This is a genomic window from Streptomyces sp. NPDC006372 (genome assembly GCF_040612515.1).
Classification (GTDB): Bacteria; Actinomycetota; Actinomycetes; order Streptomycetales; family Streptomycetaceae; genus Streptomyces.
On record NZ_JBEXQJ010000014.1, the window covers coordinates 49,817 to 66,554 of the forward strand.

The 16,738-nt window shown below is 70.5% G+C and carries 17 protein-coding genes; 13 read left to right on the forward strand and 4 right to left on the reverse strand.

What is annotated here, in order from left to right; translation table 11 throughout:
- Positions 1-161: 161 nt before the first annotated feature.
- The 8 genes from ABZ016_RS21460 to ABZ016_RS21495 all read left to right on the forward strand — a co-directional run bounded on the left by ABZ016_RS21460 (position 162) and on the right by ABZ016_RS21495 (position 9,080).
- The gene (locus tag ABZ016_RS21460) at positions 162-950 is read left to right on the forward strand and encodes an enhanced serine sensitivity protein SseB (protein WP_356918241.1); all 789 of its coding nucleotides are present in this window, start codon (positions 162-164) and stop codon (positions 948-950) included.
- A gap of 164 nt (positions 951-1,114) precedes the next feature.
- Positions 1,115-1,915 carry an enhanced serine sensitivity protein SseB C-terminal domain-containing protein gene (locus ABZ016_RS21465; protein WP_356918242.1) on the forward strand — a complete coding sequence of 267 codons (801 nt, stop codon included), beginning with the start codon at positions 1,115-1,117 and terminating at the stop codon, positions 1,913-1,915.
- A 342-nt stretch (positions 1,916-2,257) separates the two neighbouring features.
- Positions 2,258-3,256: an ABC transporter permease gene (locus ABZ016_RS21470; RefSeq protein WP_356918243.1), complete on the forward strand. Its 999-nt coding sequence runs from the start codon at positions 2,258-2,260 to the stop codon at positions 3,254-3,256.
- Between the two features lie 8 nt (positions 3,257-3,264).
- Positions 3,265-5,031, forward strand: coding sequence for an ABC transporter substrate-binding protein (locus ABZ016_RS21475; RefSeq protein ID WP_356918244.1), 1,767 nt, complete (start codon positions 3,265-3,267; stop codon positions 5,029-5,031).
- A 90-nt stretch (positions 5,032-5,121) separates the two neighbouring features.
- Positions 5,122-6,132 (forward strand): ABC transporter permease, encoded by a 1,011-nt coding sequence (locus ABZ016_RS21480; protein WP_356918245.1) that lies wholly within the window; start codon positions 5,122-5,124, stop codon positions 6,130-6,132.
- Positions 6,129-7,211: an ABC transporter ATP-binding protein gene (locus ABZ016_RS21485; RefSeq protein WP_356918246.1), complete on the forward strand. Its 1,083-nt coding sequence runs from the start codon at positions 6,129-6,131 to the stop codon at positions 7,209-7,211. Before ABZ016_RS21480 ends, ABZ016_RS21485 begins: the two co-directional genes overlap by 4 nt.
- Complete coding sequence (locus ABZ016_RS21490; protein ID WP_356918247.1) at positions 7,208-8,341, forward strand: dipeptide ABC transporter ATP-binding protein; 1,134 nt, start codon at positions 7,208-7,210, stop codon at positions 8,339-8,341. The genes ABZ016_RS21485 and ABZ016_RS21490 overlap by 4 nt, the downstream gene beginning before the upstream one ends.
- A 64-nt stretch (positions 8,342-8,405) precedes the next feature.
- Positions 8,406-9,080, forward strand: a complete 675-nt coding sequence (locus ABZ016_RS21495) for a trimeric intracellular cation channel family protein (RefSeq protein ID WP_356918248.1) — start codon at positions 8,406-8,408, stop codon at positions 9,078-9,080.
- Here the strand turns inward: ABZ016_RS21495 and ABZ016_RS21500 are convergent.
- Positions 8,971-10,206: an alpha/beta hydrolase-fold protein gene (locus ABZ016_RS21500; RefSeq protein WP_356918249.1), complete on the reverse strand. Its 1,236-nt coding sequence runs from the start codon at positions 10,204-10,206 to the stop codon at positions 8,971-8,973. The two genes, ABZ016_RS21495 and ABZ016_RS21500, sit on opposite strands and share 110 nt — an antisense overlap.
- 143 nt (positions 10,207-10,349) lie before the next feature.
- Here ABZ016_RS21500 and ABZ016_RS21505 point away from each other — a divergent pair, with 143 nt between their 5' ends.
- Positions 10,350-11,210 carry a thioesterase family protein gene (locus ABZ016_RS21505; protein ID WP_356918250.1) on the forward strand — a complete coding sequence of 287 codons (861 nt, stop codon included), beginning with the start codon at positions 10,350-10,352 and terminating at the stop codon, positions 11,208-11,210.
- On the opposite strand, the gene ABZ016_RS21510 is transcribed toward ABZ016_RS21505, so the two are convergent.
- Positions 11,197-11,781: a TIGR03086 family metal-binding protein gene (locus ABZ016_RS21510; RefSeq protein ID WP_356918251.1), complete on the reverse strand. Its 585-nt coding sequence runs from the start codon at positions 11,779-11,781 to the stop codon at positions 11,197-11,199. The two genes, ABZ016_RS21505 and ABZ016_RS21510, sit on opposite strands and share 14 nt — an antisense overlap.
- 103 nt (positions 11,782-11,884) lie before the next feature.
- On the opposite strand from ABZ016_RS21510, the gene ABZ016_RS21515 reads away from it, so the two are divergent.
- Positions 11,885-12,862 carry a YafY family protein gene (locus ABZ016_RS21515; protein WP_356918252.1) on the forward strand — a complete coding sequence of 326 codons (978 nt, stop codon included), beginning with the start codon at positions 11,885-11,887 and terminating at the stop codon, positions 12,860-12,862.
- Between the two features lie 554 nt (positions 12,863-13,416).
- Here ABZ016_RS21515 and ABZ016_RS21520 read toward each other — a convergent pair.
- Positions 13,417-14,055 carry a TetR family transcriptional regulator gene (locus tag ABZ016_RS21520; protein ID WP_356918253.1) on the reverse strand — a complete coding sequence of 213 codons (639 nt, stop codon included), beginning with the start codon at positions 14,053-14,055 and terminating at the stop codon, positions 13,417-13,419.
- A gap of 115 nt (positions 14,056-14,170) precedes the next feature.
- Here ABZ016_RS21520 and ABZ016_RS21525 point away from each other — a divergent pair, with 115 nt between their 5' ends.
- The 3 genes from ABZ016_RS21525 to ABZ016_RS21535 all read left to right on the forward strand — a co-directional run bounded on the left by ABZ016_RS21525 (position 14,171) and on the right by ABZ016_RS21535 (position 15,987).
- The gene (locus ABZ016_RS21525; protein ID WP_039933717.1) at positions 14,171-14,338 is read left to right on the forward strand and encodes a hypothetical protein; all 168 of its coding nucleotides are present in this window, start codon (positions 14,171-14,173) and stop codon (positions 14,336-14,338) included.
- 63 nt (positions 14,339-14,401) lie between these two features.
- Positions 14,402-14,668 carry a DUF4190 domain-containing protein gene (locus tag ABZ016_RS21530; protein WP_356918254.1) on the forward strand — a complete coding sequence of 89 codons (267 nt, stop codon included), beginning with the start codon at positions 14,402-14,404 and terminating at the stop codon, positions 14,666-14,668.
- 149 nt (positions 14,669-14,817) lie between these two features.
- Entirely contained in the window at positions 14,818-15,987 is a 1,170-nt protein-coding gene (locus ABZ016_RS21535; protein ID WP_356918255.1) for a cysteine desulfurase family protein, read from the forward strand.
- Between the two features lie 26 nt (positions 15,988-16,013).
- Here ABZ016_RS21535 and ABZ016_RS21540 read toward each other — a convergent pair whose 3' ends face one another.
- The gene (locus ABZ016_RS21540) at positions 16,014-16,679 is read right to left on the reverse strand and encodes a peptidoglycan recognition family protein (RefSeq protein ID WP_356918256.1); all 666 of its coding nucleotides are present in this window, start codon (positions 16,677-16,679) and stop codon (positions 16,014-16,016) included.
- Positions 16,680-16,738 lie beyond the last annotated feature (59 nt).

The following is a 16,738-nucleotide window of genomic DNA, read 5'->3' on the forward strand; positions in this document are numbered from 1 at the left end:
GTTGGGTGCTTGTACCCACCGGCACCTCGGCCGTCCGCGGCCCACCCACCGCGTGCTCCACGAGCCGGCCGTACTCGCCCCCGCCCTGTGCTCACCGCTCGCCGCGCATGAGCCGCTAGCCTTCTTAGCCACAGCAGTGGTTTCAGGCAGGCGGTAGGCAGATGGACTTCCCGGCGGACTTCTCCGCGGACTTCCCGGCGCAGACACAGACCCACCCGCACGGTGGATGGCCCGGCAACGAGCTGGAGGAGGTGCTCTCGGCCTCCCTCGGCGCCGGGCCGTCGGCCGCCGGGCGGGTCGTCGAGGTGCTCGGCCGGAGTTTCGTCTGGATCCCGCTGCCCAGCGGCGGCGGCCCGAACAGCGGCCCCCTCGACCTGCCCGCCATCGAGATCGACGGCCAGGCGTTCGTGCCGGTGTTCAGCTCCGAGGAGCAGTTCCGCCAGGTCGTCGGCTCCCACATGTCGTACACCATCGCCCCAGCCGTGGAGTTCGCCCGCGGCCTGCCCCCGCACGCCGGGATGGCCGTCAACCCGGGCGGCGTGGTCGGCATCCCCCTCCCGCCGCCCGCCGTCGCCGAGCTCTGCAGGGCCGGCCGGACCCCGCTGGACGGCCCCGCGAGCGGCGGCCGGGTCCGCCTCTTCGAACCCGACTGGCAGGACGACCCGGTGGACTTCCTCGCCGCCGCCTCCGCCGAGTTCGAGGCGATCGGCGTCGTCCTCACCGCCCGCCGCTGCCTCGCCGCGATCGAGACCGCCGACCCGGTGATGTTCGTGGGCGTCGAACTCTCCCAGTGGGAAGGCGACCTGCGTGCCCTGCCCCTGGAGGCCCTGACCCGGGCGGTGACCAGGTCCCCGGCCCCGTGGCCGGTCAACCTCGTCCTCCTGGACGTGACGGACGACCCGGTGGGCAACTGGATGCGCGACCGGGTCCGGCCCTTTTTCCAGCGGTAGGGCGACGCACCGAGGGGCGCGAGGCTGTGGCACCATGCGGCTTCGCCACGTGGGCGCGACAAGCCACAGACGGACCCGCACCCGCCGGACGAGGGCAAGTCCCGAGTCGGCGCGCGGGCTTAAGCTAGGTCACGGTCGAGGCGTTGTACGAAGGGGCGGTAAAGGTGAGCGCGAGCGGCACGGCCGCGGCCGGACAGGTCGAGCACATGCTGCGCCAGGTCACGCCCGGGCGTTACGACGCCTACGAGGCGCTCCTGCGCGCGCTCGCCACCCCGCACTCCGGTCAGATCTGGATGCTGCTGTGGCACGGTCAGGCCGGCTCGCCCGACGCCCAGTACGGGAACATGGAGGTCGACGGGTACGGCTACGCGCCGTGCGTCACCTCCGCCCAGGAGCTCTCGGCCAGCGGCTGGAACCGCTCGTACGAGGTGGTCGACGGGGTCGACGTCGCCCGCGCCCTCTACCCCGACCACTACGGCCTCTGGCTCAACCCGCACGCCCCCGGCGGCGGCGTCGGCATCCCCTGGCTCGACCTGCGCCGGATCGCCACGGGCCTGGACCGCCAGCCCGCCGGCCCCCTGCGGCTGTCCGAACCGGCCATCGAGCTCCCGCAGTTCTACGCCCTGCTCGCGCAGAACGCCCACCGCACCCCGGCCGTCCGCTCGCTGCGCCGCGCCTGGGTACAGCCCGCGCTCGGGGCGCCGTACCTCGCCATCGGACTGGATGTGTACGACACCTCGCCGCCGGCCGTGGACTCCGTGCGCGCGATGATGCAGCAGTCCCTCGGCGCCGTACCGGACGGCCTGCCCGTGTCGACCGTCGCGATGTCCGACGAGCACGACCCGGTCGCCATGTGGCTGCGCGCGAAGGCCCGCCCCTTCTACGACCGCGAGGCCCACGTCACCGCCCCCGTCCAGGCCCCGGTCTCGGGCTACGGCTACCCGCCCGCGCAGGGCCGGTACTGACCCGTCCCGGAAAGGCCCCGCACACCTCTCCCGCGCCACCCCGATGGTGACGACCACTCAGCTCTCCGCGCGTAGATAAGGGTGAAAAGGAGGGGTGTGTCCTAAAATCCACCAAACGCAGCGCGTCCGACCCCCGCTACCCGCTGTCCGGATAACGGAACCCCGCAGACAGCATCACGTTTACGCATCCTTTCACCGCCAAGTCTGGCAACAGATCGCCAAAGCGTTGAAGACTCCCCGCAAGACACGGGCCGGGTCGGTCTTGTGTACGAGACAAACAAAACCGCTACAGCGGCAGCCAGGGGCTCGGCGATCGCCGGCCCGAGAGGGGTCAATCGCACCGTGACCGCACCCATCGAGACCACCGGGGCGGAAGCCGGAGCACAGCCCGAGGCCGTGCTCTCCGGGGTCAAGAAGAGCCAGATCGAGGGTCGCTCGCTCACCCAGATCGCCTGGATGCGCTTCAAGCGGGACAAGGTGGCGATGGCGGGAGGCGTCGTCGTCGTCCTGCTCACGCTGCTGGCGGTGTTCTCCAAGCCGATCCAGTGGATCTTCGGCCTCGATCCCAACAAGTTCAACCAGGACCTCATCGACCCCGCGCTGCTCGCCCCCAAGGGCGGCTGGGGAGGCATGAGCTGGGACCACCCCCTCGGCGTGGACCCCCAGTACGGCCGGGACATGCTCGCCCGCATCATCGACGGCTCCTGGGTCTCCCTGCTGGTCGCGGGCGGCGCCACCCTGCTGTCGGTGTGTATCGGCACCGTGCTCGGTGTCGTCGCCGGCTACTACGGCGGCTGGGTCGACAGCATCATCAGCAAGCTGATGGACACCTTCCTCGCCTTCCCGCTGCTCCTGTTCGCCATCTCGATCTCGGCCTCCGTGCAGGACGGGTTCTTCGGTCTCGACGGGCTGTCCCTGCGCATCTGCGTGCTGATCTTCGTGATCGGCTTCTTCAGCTGGCCGTACATCGGACGCATCGTGCGCGCGCAGACCATGACCCTGCGCAAGCGGGAGTTCATCGAGGCCGCCACGAGCCTCGGCGCACGCGGCCCGTACGTGCTGTTCCGGGAACTGCTCCCGAACCTCGTCGCGCCGATCCTCGTCTACTCGACGCTGATCATCCCGACGAACATCCTGTTCGAGGCCGCGCTGAGCTTCCTCGGCGTCGGTATCGCTCCGCCGCAGGCCTCCTGGGGCGGCATGCTCAGCAACGCTGTGGATCTCTACACGGCTGATCCGCAGTACATGTTCGTGCCCGGACTGGCGATCTTCATCACCGTCCTGGCCTTCAACCTGCTGGGTGACGGGCTGCGTGACGCCCTCGACCCTCGCAGCAAGTGATCCATCGAATGAGGGGGCTTCCTCAGGTGAAGACGAGAAGGGTGACCGCCGGCGTTGCGTCGGTCCTGGCACTGTCGCTGGGTGCTGCCGCGTGCGGCGGCGGAGGTGACGACAACGACGGGGGAGGCAGCGGCAAGAAGGACGCCGCGCTGAACTCGATCGTCAACGCGTCGAGCAAGAAGGGCGGGACGGTCTCGTACGAGCACTCGGACGTGCCCGACTCCCTCGACCCGGGCAACACGTACTACGGCTGGGTGCAGAACTTCTCCCGCCTCTACGGCAGAACGCTCACCACGTTCAAACCGGCGGCGGGCAAGGACGGCCTGACGGTCGTGCCCGACCTCGCCGAGTCCCTCGGCAAGTCCAGCCCGGACGCCAAGACCTGGACGTACAAGCTGCGTGCGGGTGTGAAGTTCCAGGACGGCAAGGAGGTGACGTCCAAGGACGTGAAGTACGCCATCGAGCGCTCCAACTTCGCGCCCGAGGCCCTGTCCAACGGGCCGACGTACTTCAAGTCGTACTTGGAGGGCGGCGACAAGTACAAGGGTCCCTACAAGGACAAGTCGCCCGACGGCATCAAGTCCATCGAGACGCCGGACGACCGGACCATCGTCTTCAAGCTGAAGCAGCCCTTCGCCGACTTCGACTACCTGGCGACGTTCTCCCAGACCGCGCCGGTGCCGCAGGCGAAGGACGACGGCGCGAAGTACGTGCAGCACATCGTGTCCTCGGGCCCGTACCAGTTCCAGTCCTACGAGGAGGGCCGCGGCGCCACCCTGGTGCGCAACCCGCAGTGGGACCCGAAGACGGACCCGATCCGCAAGGCCCTGCCGGACAAGGTCACGATCAAGTTCAAGGTCAACCAGGTCACCATCGACAACGACCTGCTCTCGGACAAGATCACGGGTGACGCGGCGGGCACCGGTGTGGCTCCGCAGACCCAGCCGAAGGTGCTGGCCGGCAAGAACGCCGGTCAGACGGACAGCTCGTACGCGGGCGCCACGCAGTACATCGCGCTGAACCTGCACGTGGCCCCGTTCGACAACATCCACTGCCGCAAGGCCGTGCAGTGGGGCCTCGACAAGCAGTCCGTGCTCGACGCCATGGGCGGCAAGCCGAAGGGTGACGTGGCGACCACGCTGCTGCCGCCGTCGGTCAACGGCTACACCAAGTTCGACACCTACGCGACCGAGGGCAACAAGGGCAACGCGGCGAAGGCCAAGGCGGAGCTGAAGGAGTGCGGCAAGCCGAACGGCTTCAACACGATCCTGACCGCTCGCTCCGACCGCCCCGCCGAGGTCGCCCAGGCCACCGCCGTCCAGGCGTCGCTGAAGAAGATCGGCATCAACGTCGAGATCAAGCAGTTCCCGGCCGGTAAGTACTTCTCCAACTTCGCCGGTGTCCCGAGCTACGTCCACGACAACAAGCTCGGCATGCTGTCGATGGCGTGGGGCGCCGACTGGCCGACCGGCTACGGCTTCCTCGACCAGGTCGTCAACGGTGCCGCCATCAAGCCCTCGGGCGGCAACAACCTGATGGAGCTGGACGACCCGAAGATCAACAAGGCCCTGACGGACGCGATCGCCAACACCGACGACGCGGCCCGCACCAAGGCCTGGGGCGAGATCGACAAGATGGTGCTCGACAACGCCTCGGTCGTCCCGGTCGTCTACCGCAAGAACCTGCTGCTCCGGCCGAAGTCCGCGACCAACGTCACGGTCACGCAGGCCTACCTCGGCATGTACGACTACCTGCTGATGAGCTCCTCGAAGTAACCAGCAGGCCGGAACCTCTGAAAGGCAGGTGAAGGCACCGGGTGGCCGCGGCGGACACATCCCGCCGCGGCCGCCCGGAGCCGTACAGCTGTGGCTGCGTACATCCTCCGACGCGTCATGGGCGCGGTGCTGTTGCTGCTGGTGGTCAGCGCAGTCACCTTCGCCATCTTCTTCCTGGTGCCCCGCCTCGGGGGCCAGACGGCCGACCAGTTGGCCACCCAGTACGTCGGCAAGGACGCGAACCCCGAGTCCGTCGCCGCGATCAAGCAGAACCTGGGACTGGATCAGCCCGTCTACGAGCAGTACTGGCACTTCCTCAAGGGCCTCGTGGTGGGCGCCGACTACACGTTCGGTCCCGACGCGACGCACTGCAGCGCACCCTGCTTCGGGTACTCCTTCAAGAGCCACATCGAGGTGTGGCCCCAGTTGGAGCAGCGGATCCCGGTCTCCTTCTCCCTGGCCATCGGTGCCGCGGTGATCTGGCTGGTCTCCGGTGTGACGACCGGCGTCATCTCGGCACTGCGCAAGGGCAAGCCGATCGACCGCATCTCGATGTTCATCGCGCTCGCCGGCGTCTCGCTGCCGATCTTCTTCACCGGCCAGATCCTCAACGCGCTCTTCGTCTACGAGATCCCGATCTGGGACAGCATCGACTACGTCCCGTTCACCGAGAACCCCGCCGAATGGGCCTGGCACCTGCTGCTGCCCTGGGTCAGCCTCGCCTTCCTCTTCTCCGCTCTCTACGCACGGCTCACCCGGGCGGGCATGCTGGAGACGATGAGTGAGGACTACATCCGAACGGCCAGGGCCAAGGGTCTGAAGGAGACCACGGTCGTGTCCAAGCACGGCCTGCGCTCCGCGCTCACCCCGATCGTCACGATCTTCGGCATGGACTTCGGCACCCTGGTCGGCACCGCGGTGCTCACCGAGACCGTCTTCTCCCTCCAGGGGATCGGCGCCTACTCGGTCCAGGCCATCAAGGACAACGACCTGCCCATCGTGATGGGCGTGACCCTGGTCGCCGCGTTCTTCATCGTCCTCTGCAATCTGATCGTCGACCTGGTGTACGCCGCCATCGACCCCCGGGTGAGGTACTCGTGAGCAAGCTCGACAAAGCCGCGCTCGGCGAACCGGACTCCGTCGCCCCGTCCACGGGGGACGACGCGTTCCTGTCCGTACGGGACCTGCGCATCCACTTCGACACGGACGACGGTCTGGTCAAGTCGGTGGACGGCGTCAGCTTCGACGTGCGCAAGGGCAGGACCCTGGGCATCGTGGGCGAGTCCGGCTCCGGCAAGTCCGTCACCTCGCTCGGCGTGATGGGCCTGCACCGCTCGGCGCGCGCCAAGGTCTCCGGCGAGGTGTGGCTGGACGGCCAGGAGCTGATCGCGGCCGACCCCGACCACGTACGGCGGCTGCGCGGCCGGAAGATGGCCATGATCTTCCAGGACCCGCTGTCGGCGATGCACCCCTACTACACGGTCGGGCACCAGATCGTGGAGGCCTACCGGGTCCACCACGACGTCAGCAAGAAGGTAGCCAAGCAGCGGGCGATCGAGATGCTGGACCGGGTCGGCATCCCCGAGCCCGGCAAGCGCGTGGACGGCTACCCGCACGAGTTCTCCGGCGGTATGCGCCAGCGCGCCATGATCGCCATGGCGCTGGTGAACAACCCCGAGCTGCTCATCGCGGACGAGCCGACCACCGCCCTGGACGTCACCGTCCAGGCGCAGATCCTGGACCTGATCCGCGATCTGCAGAAGGAGTTCGGCTCCGCGGTCATCATGATCACCCACGACCTGGGCGTGGTCGCCGAGATGGCGGACGACCTGCTGGTCATGTACGGCGGCCGGTGTGTGGAGCGCGGTCCCGCCGAGGAGGTGTTCTCGGCGCCCCGGCACCCCTACACCTGGGGTCTGCTCGGCTCGATGCCGCGTCTGGACCGGGAGGAGACCGACCGGCTCATCCCGATCAAGGGCGCGCCGCCCTCCCTCATCAACCTCCCGTCCGGCTGCGCCTTCCACCCGCGCTGCCCGTACGCGGACATCCCGAAGGACAACGTCACCCGCACGGTCCGCCCCGAGCTGACCGAGGTCGGCGGCTCGCACTGGGCCGCCTGCCACATGACCCAGGAGCAGCGGGAGCGTATCTGGACCGAAGAGATTGCGCCGAAGCTGTGAGCGACGACAAGACGGTCAGCGAACCGGACACGAGCGGGAGCACCCTCACCAAGGACACCACCGCCGACGGTGACGTCCTGCTGAAGGTGACCGGTCTTCAGAAGCACTTCCCGATCCGCAAGGGCCTGCTCCAGCGGCAGACCGGAGCGGTGCGCGCCGTCGACGGCATCGACTTCGAGGTCCGCAAGGGCGAGACGCTCGGCGTCGTCGGTGAGTCGGGCTGCGGCAAGTCCACCATGGGCCGGCTGATCACCCGGCTGCTCGAACCGACCGGCGGCTCGGTGGAGTTCCAGGGGAAGGACATCACGCACCTCGGCACGGGTGACCTGCGCCCGATGCGCCGTGACGTGCAGATGATCTTCCAGGACCCGTACTCCTCGCTGAACCCCCGGCACACGATCGGCACCATCGTCGGCGCCCCCTTCAAGCTCCAGGGCGTCGACCCCGAGGGCGGGGTGAAGAAGGAGGTCCAGCGGCTGCTGTCGGTGGTCGGCCTCAACCCCGAGCACTACAACCGCTATCCGCACGAGTTCTCCGGCGGTCAGCGCCAGCGCATCGGCATCGCCCGGGCGCTCGCGCTCAACCCCAAGCTGGTGGTGGCGGACGAGCCGGTCTCCGCGCTGGACGTGTCGATCCAGGCGCAGGTGGTGAACCTGCTGGACGACCTCCAGGACGAGCTGGGCCTGACGTACGTGATCATCGCGCACGACCTGTCCGTCGTCCGGCACGTCTCGGACCGGATCGCGGTGATGTACCTCGGCAAGATCGTCGAGCTGGCCGAGCGCGACCAGCTGTACAAGTCGCCGATGCACCCGTATTCGAAGGCCCTGCTGTCGGCCGTGCCGATCCCGGATCCGAAGCGCCGGGGTGTGAAGAGCGAGCGGATCCTGCTCAAGGGCGACGTGCCCTCGCCGATCGCCCCGCCGAGCGGCTGCCGCTTCCACACCCGGTGCTGGAAGGCGACGGAGATCTGCAAGACCACCGAGCCGCCGCTGGTGGAGCTGCGGGCCGGGCAGCAGGTCGCCTGCCACCACCCGGAGAACTTCGAGGACCAGCAGCCGCAGGACACCAAGCTGCTCTCGTCGGCCCACGACGCCGCGGAGAACAACACCTCACCTGTGGAGAAGTGACTCCGTCCGAGCCCCCGCCCTCGCACCTGGGGGCGGGGGCTTCGCCATGGGTAAAAATGTTCGGGTGCTCCAGGAACTCTTCTCCCCGTCCGTCCAGCACTCGCTCGAGCTGATCGGCATCTTCGTCTTCGCGATCTCCGGCGCCCTGCTGGCGGTGCGCAAGAACTTCGACGTGTTCGGCATGGCCGTGCTCGCCGAGGGCACCGCGCTGGGCGGCGGGCTCTTCCGTGACCTGGTCATCGGGGCCGTCCCGCCCGCCGCCTTCACGGACCTGGGGTACTTCCTCACCCCGCTGCTCGCCACGCTCCTCGTCTTCTTCCTGCATCCCCATGTGGAGCGCATCCAGGTCGCCGTGAACGTGTTCGACGCGGCCGGCCTCGGCCTGTTCTGCGTCGCCGGGACGACGAAGGCGTACGAGTACGGGCTCAACCTGACCGCCTCGGCCTGTCTGGGGATGGTCACCGCGGTGGGCGGGGGCGTGCTGCGGGACGTGCTCGCCAACGAGGTGCCCTCGCTGCTGCGCTGGGACCGCGACCTGTACGCGGTTCCGGCGATCGTCGGCGCCACGATGGTCGTGCTCTGCATCCGCTACGACGCCCTGTCCCCGCTCACCAGCACCCTCGCGGTGATCACCGCCTTCGTACTGCGGCTGCTCGCGATGCGGTACCACTGGCGAGCTCCGCGGGCGTGGCACCGGCGGTCGACGGTGAGCGAGGAGGAGCAGCCCCTCCTGCCGTGACGGGGCCGCGGCCGGTGACCTCGGTCAGCCAGCGGAAGGCCGGGACCACCTGCGGCCGCCACAGCGCCATGGTGTGACCGCCCGCGCTCCGTGGGACGTACACCACGTGCACGGTCGTCGGGGCCTTCGCGGTCTGCTCCAGGGCCACGGCCGCCTCGTAGCCGTCGTGCGGCTGGCCGGAGAGGTAGAGCGCGATCCGCGGCGGCACGGGCGCCTCGCGCAGCAGCAGGAGGGGGTCGTTCTCGGCCCGCAGGGCGGGGCTCTGCGCGGCGAGCGAGTCGCGTTCGCCGATCGGGTCGTTGTAGCCGGACAGGCTCACGGCGGCCCGGTAGCGGTCGGGGTGGGCCACGGCGAGCTTGGCGGCGCAGTGCGCCCCGGCCGAGTAGCCGGCGACGGCCCAGCCCCGCGGGGCGGACTCGACGCGGAAGTTGTCCATGACCATCTTCGGCACGTCGACGCTCAGCCAGGTGTCGGCGTTGACCGTGCCCGGGATGTTGGCGCAGCCGGTGTCCACCCCGGCCAGCAGGTTGGTGCGCGGCGCGACCAGGATGAACGGGGCGACCCGGCCGTCCCGCATCAGCGGAAGCAGTTGCTCGTGCACCTGCAGCGAGCCGAACCAGGCCTTCGCCGAGCCCGGGTAGCCGGGCAGCAGTTCGACGACCGGGAACCTGTGATGCCGGTAGGCCGGGTCGTCGTACTGCGGCGGCAGCCAGACGTAGACCTCGGCGTTCACCCCCGACACCCGGCCTTCGAGCTGGGTGACCCGCACTCCGCCGGCCGCGCGCATCCCGGGTCCGCCGGCCGGCTCGAAGATCTGCCGCACCTTGGGCAGCCGCCGCAGCACGATACCGCCGGTGCCGTCGGCGCCCAGGTCGGCCGCCTGCTGCACATGGTCGCCGGTTCCGAGCAGGTCGGCCCAGTTGTCGTACAGGTTGTTGGCGTTGTTGACCAGGGTGAACACCAGGGCCACGGCCGTCCCCTGCGCGAACAGCAGCATCAGTGTCCGGGCCGCGGCGCGCAGGAGACGGGGGCCGCGCAGGCGCGACCAGAGGGCGAGCGGCAGGGCGAGGGCGAGGACGGACAGCACGACCAGCGCGCAGAGGAACGGAGTCCCGGTGAGGCTCATGCCCTTTCAGAGGACGGGAACTCGCCCCGGGTTTACGGATGTGTCGGACACTTACCGAGATATTGCCCGTGTCTCACCAAGCCCGAACCGCCGGGCGGTGAGGAAAGCTACCGCTTAGTAGTTAGTTCTTGTACTGTTCAGGCATGCCAGAAGCAGCCTCCGCCCCGGCCGTCCGGGCCTCGATCGGTGACAGCGAGTTCGACCGCGACACCGCGGTCACCCGCCGTGCGCCCGGCGTCTACGACATCGACCTCTCCGCCGGCTGGACGATCATCAGCGCCGTCAACGGCGGCTACCTGCTGGCGGTCCTGGGCCGCGCGCTCGCGGACACCCTGCCGCACGCCGACCCCTTCACCGTCTCGGCGCACTACCTGACCGCGTCCCAGCCCGGCCCGGCGGTCGTCCGCACCGACGTCGTTCGCACCGGCCGGACCCTGTCGACCGGCCAGGCCTCCCTCTTCCAGTACGACGAGCAGGGCCGCGAGGTCGAACGCATCCGCGTCCTCGCCTCCTACGGCGATCTGGAAGCCCTGCCCGACGACGTCCGCACGACGGCCGTACCGCCCGCCATTCCGCCGATCGAGCAGTGCTTCGGCCCCGAGGACGGGCCCGCCCCCGTCGACGGCAGCTCGGCCATCGCCGACCGGCTGATGCTCAAGCTCGACCCGTCCACCCTGGGCTGGGCCCTCGGGCAGCCGTCCGGCAAGGGCGAGATGCGGGCCTGGTTCGGCCTCGCGGACGGCCGCGACCCCGACCCGCTCTCCCTGCTGCTGGCGGTGGACGCCCTGCCGCCCACCGCCTTCGAGCTCGGGCTGAAGGGCTGGGTGCCCACCGTCGAGCTGACCGTGCATGTCCGCTGCCGCCCGGCACCGGGCCCGCTGCGCGTGTCGATCACCACGCGCAACCTCGCCGGCGGCTTCCTCGAGGAGGACGCCGAGGTGTGGGACAGCGCCGGCCGGCTGGTCGCCCAGTCCCGCCAGCTCGCCCGGGTCAGGCTCGGCTGAGCGGCTCGCGCCCCAGCCAGGCGGCCAGCCTGTCGTAGGCATCGGCTCCCTCGGGGGCCGGCCGGGCCGAGCCGAACGGCGTGCGCTCGTCCCGCTGTTCGTCGGGCAGCATGCGGTGGCCGACGGTGAGCGCGAACTCGGCCAGTTGCGGATCGAGGGCGAGCGGCCGTCCCAGGGCCTCGGACAGGTCCCAGGTGTGGGTCACCGTCTCCATGACGTAGGCCGACAGGGCGGTCCGGCCCGGCATCTCACCGAACGGCAGACGCAGCAGGGCGTCCAGTCGGTCGTCGTCCGCCCAGGCCTTGACGGCCCGGATCCTGGCCTCGTCGTACGCGACGGCCCAGCCGTCGTCGGGCACGCCCTCGGCGAACGGCTGGGCGGCGACCGCGTCGCCCCCCTCGCCCGCGATCGCGATGCGGCGGGCTCCGCCGGTGAGATGGCTCAGCAGCGTGCGCACGTCGAACTCGGAGCACGGGGTGGGGCGGTCGAGCTGCTCCGGGCGTACGGTCTGGATCAGCGCGGTGGCCTGCTCGGCGGCGCGGGCGAACAGCGGGCGGGGGTCGGTGGTCATCGGATCTCCTCCTGTGTGCGTGGGCGAGAGGAGCATCGCCGGATAACCTGACAGCCTCCGTCAACATTTGCGGCGGGCTCCCACACGGCACGATGCTGATGCCGTGAAGTCCGACCGACTGCTGTCGATCCTGCTGCTCCTGCAGACCCGCGGCCGGGTCCCGGCCCGTGAACTCGCCGAGCGGCTCGAGGTGTCCGTCCGCACCGTCTACCGCGACGTCGAGTCCCTGTCGGCCGCGGGCGTCCCGGTCTATGCCGAACGCGGACGGCACGGCGGCATCGAACTGCTCGCCGGTTTCCGCACGGACGTCACCGGCCTCACCGCCGACGAGTCCCGCGCGCTCTTCGTCCTGGCCGCGCAGGGCGCGCACACCGCGCTCGGGCTGGACGCGGCGTTCGGCTCGGCCCTGCGCAAGGTGATGGCCGCGCTGCCGGCCCCGCACCGACCGGCCGCCGAGACCGCCTCCCGCCGCATCCTCGTCGACGCCACCCGCTGGCGGGGCGGCCCGCAACCGGCCGTCGACCTGGAGGTGCTGCGGGACGCGGTCTTCGCCGACCGCAGGCTGCGGCTGCGCTACCGGCACAGCGGCGAGCGCCAGGTGCGGACGTACACCGTCGACCCGTACGGCCTCGTCGCCAAGGCGGGCGTCTGGTACCTGGTCGCCGACCGGCGGGCCGCGCCACGGCTCTTCCGGGCGGACCGGGTGCGCTCGGCCCGGCTCCTCGACGATCCGGTACGGCGGCGCCCCGGCGTCGAACTGGCCGAGGTCTGGGAGGTGCTGCGCCGGCAGGTCGAGGCGCGCCCCGGTGGGCTCGACGTCACCGTCAGGGTGCGGCGTGACCGGCTCGACATGTTCCTGCGGCTGACGGCTCCTCTGCTGGCCGAGCTTCCCGACGACGACGGAGAGGGCGAGTGGGTGACCGCGCGGCTGACGTACGGGGTCCTCGGCGAGACCCGCCAGCTGCTCGCCTTCGCCGACCAGGTGGAGGTCCTCTCGCCCCCTCAGGTGCGTGAGGAGTTGGCCCGGACGGCCGCCTCTGTCACGGGACTGTACCGGTGCCCGGGTGGAGCGCCGGGGTGAAGTCGCTGGTCGGGGCAGCGTCTTGGGGTGCGCTTTGCCCGGCTGACAGGGCGGTCACAGGGCGGGCCCAAGGGAGGCCTATGCGGCGCTGGTTGAGTGCCCGCCTCAGGACTGCCTCATCTGCCTTGGAGTTGTCTCTCATGAAGCGTGCGCGTCGTCTCGTTCCGGCCGTGACCCTGCTCGTGCTGTCGCCCCTGGTGTTGGCGGCCTGCGGGTCGGGTGACTCCTCGTCGTCGGGCAGCGGGGGCGGGACCGGGCAGCAGCAGGGCTGCCAGGCGCCGTCCGGTGCCCCGTCGGGTGCGCCGTCCGGGGCTCCTTCCGGGGCTCCTTCCGGCGCTCCGACGGGCGCTCCGTCGGGTGCTGCTTCGGCCGGTGCTTCGGGTGGTACCAAGCCGTCGGGCGCCCCCTCCGGGGCGCCTTCGGGGATGCCGAGCGGTGCGCCGGGCGGCGGGCAGGGGGGTCCTGGTGGTGGCCAGGGAGGCGGCTGCGGCGGCCCGGGCGGCGGTGGCCAGGGGCAGGCGCAGTAGGCGCAGCCGGAAGCCGCGCCGGCCGGGTCAGTCCAGCCAGTGGTGGCGGCCCAGCCCGATCAACCGCATCTGACGGGTCGCCACCTGTGCGACATCCCTGGTCCGCTCCTCGCGCTCCTCGTCGGGCCCCTCCAGCGCCTCCAGGAAGAGCGACGCGGTGATCAGCATCTGGTCGACGTAGAGGTGCGCGAGCATCAGCAGGTCGTCCTCGGACCAGCCCTCGGACACCGGGTCCTTGGCCAGTTCGTCCTTGACCTCTTGGGCGAACCGGGCCAGCTGGTCGCGTATCGCCTCGCGTACCGGCTGAACTCCGCCATGCCGCTCACGGGCGATGAATCGGACATGGGCGGGGTACCCGTCGACGTGACGGGCGATCAGCTCGATGGTGCGCGTGATGCGTTCCTGGCTGTCACCCGTCGTGGACACCGTCGTCCGGATCATCGGGTGCAGGCTGCCCAGCGCCTCCTCGACCAGGGCCACACCCAGGTCCGCCGTGGAGCGGAAGTGGCGGTAGAAGGCGGTCGGGGCCACACCGACGGCGCGGGTGACCTCGCGCAGCCCGAGGCTGCTCAGGCTCTGCTCCTCCAGCAGCCCCAGGGCCGCGTCCAGGAGTGCCTGCCGGGTCTTCTGCTTCTGGGCCTGCCGGATGCCGAGAGTGTGACTCATACCATGCAGTTAACAACTGTTCTCTGTAATTGGAAAGTCTATGAGCCGCTAGACTGGGAAGTCAGTGAACAACTGTAACCACAATCGTTCACCGAAACCCTGGGGGTTGTTAACCGTGCTGTTCATCGTCGCCGCGCTCCTGCTGCTGGGCGTCGTCCTGGGCACCGTCGCCCACGCGCCGCTCACCTTCTCCGTCGCCGCGGGCGTCGTCATCGCCGTCTGGCTCGGCATCTTCGCGCTCCGCGAGCGCCACGGCCGCCGACGCCACACGCAGGCCCACTGACCGCCGCACGCCCCGCGCACCGGCCAATCTCTCCACCGACCCGATCACCGGGAGTCGATCACCATGCAGCTCACCGCTCCGGCCACGCGCCGCACCGGCATCCGCGACACCGACGGCATGGCCGTCGCGTCCTTCGTCCTGGGCCTGCTCGGCCTCCTCGTCCTCAACATCTTCCTCGGCCCCGTCGCCATCGTGCTGGCGGGCGTCGCCCTGTGGCGCGGCACCAAGCGCCGCGGCCGTGCCTACCTGGGACTGGCCCTGGGCGTCGCCGACCTGCTGGTCCTGGTGGCGTTCATGCAGGCGGACAGCTCGATCTCGTGGAGCTTCTGAGCCGTCGTCGGACAACCGCCCGCCGACGAGCCGCGGCCGACCCGGGGACGACGGGTCGCGGCCGCGCGGGAAAGCGGTTCACCTCACGCCAGGTTCGGCCGGCCTTGACCTGAGGCCGCTCCCGGGGGAGCCGTAGAATCGGGCTCACCATGGCTTACCTCGACCACGCCGCGACCACCCCCATGCTCCCGGAGGCGGCAGAGGCGCTCACCGCCCACCTGGGTGCCACCGGCAACGCGTCCTCCCTCCACGCATCCGGCCGACAGGCCCGCCGCACCGTCGAGGAGGCCCGCGAGACCCTCGCCGAAGCCCTCGGCGCCCGCCCCAGCGAAGTCGTCTTCACCTCGGGTGGCACGGAGGCCGACAACCTCGCCGTCAAGGGCCTTTACTGGTCACGCCGCGACGCCGACCCGGCCCGCACCCGCGTCCTCGCCAGCCCCGTCGAGCACCACGCCGTCCTCGACGCAGTGCACTGGCTCGGCGAACACGAGGGCGCCACCGTCGAGTACCTCCCGGTCGACGCCCACGGCCGCGTCCACCCGGACGCCCTGCGCGAGGCGATCGCCCGCGACCCCGACGACGTGGCCCTCGCCACCGTCATGTGGGCCAACAACGAGATCGGGACGATCCTGCCGATCCGTGAACTCGCCGACACCGCCGCAGAGTTCGGTGTTCCCCTGCATTCGGACGCCGTCCAGGCCTTCGGCCAGATCCCCGTGGACTTCGCCGCCTCCGGCCTCGCCGCGATGACGGTGACGGGCCACAAGATCGGCGGCCCGTACGGCGTCGGCGCCCTGGTCCTCGGCCGTGAACACACCCCCGTCCCCGTCCTGCACGGTGGCGGCCAGGAGCGGCATGTGCGCTCCGGCACCCTCGATGTGCCCGCCATCGCCTCCTTCGCGGTCGCCGGGCGGCTGGCCGCCGAGCAGCGCCAGTGGTTCGCCCGCGAGATCGGCGCCCTGCGCGACGCCCTGGTCTCCGCGGTCCGCTCGGCGGTGCCGGACGCGATCCTCGGCGGCGACCCGGACCCGGAGGGGCGCCTCCCGGCCAACGCGCACTTCACGTTCCCCGGCTGCGAGGGCGACTCCCTGCTGCTTCTGCTCGACGCCCAGGGCATCGAGTGCTCCACCGGCTCCGCCTGCACCGCCGGCGTCGCCCAGCCCAGCCATGTCCTCCTCGCCACCGGCACCGACCCCGACCTGGCCCGCGGCACCCTCCGCTTCTCCCTCGGCCACACCTCCACCGAGGCCGACATCGAGGCCCTGGCCAAGGCCATAGGCCCGGCGGTGGAACGGGCCAGGGCGGCGGGGCTGACGTAGCGCGCCGCCCGGGACCTGGTGACCGCCTACGCGGGGGCCGTGCGCGCCGCACGCACCAGCCGCATGTACGTGTCCCAGTCCCAGTGCGGCCCCGGGTCCGTGTGGTCCGTGCCCGGGACCTCCACGTGGCCGATGATGTGCCGGCGGTCGACGGGTATGTCGTACCGCGCGCAGATCCGGGCCGTGAGGCGAGCCGAGGCCTCGTACATCTCGTCCGTGAAGTCCTGCGGACGGTCCACGAAGCCCTCGTGCTCGATGCCGACACTGCGCTCGTTGTAGTCGCGGTTCCCCGCGTGGTACGCCACGTCCAGCTCACGGATCATCTGCGTGACGTGCCCGTCCTGGCGGACGATGTAGTGCGTGGCCGCCTTGTGCCCCGGGTCCTGGAAGGCCTTCACCGCGCTGTCGAAGCTGCCCTGCGTGACATGGACGATCACCATGTCTATGCCGAAGTCGTCGGGCCGGTCCGCCCGGCGCCAGTTCGCGTCCGACGCCGCCACCCAGCGCGCGCCCGCGTAGTCGACCTCGCCCTCCTTGCGGGGCTTCTCGACGCCCGGGGTCCGCCACCACAGGCGCGCGAGCTCGTCCCTGGCCAGCATGGCGGTGCCCGCCGCTGCCGCCAGCCCGCCGACCAGCAACGCGCGGCGCCCGACCTTCCGGTCGCCGTCCTTCGAGGCCTTCCGCTCTCCCATGTGATCGTCAACGGATACTCGCGGGCCCTGGTTCCCGCGCACCCGTACCCTGGAGGGGC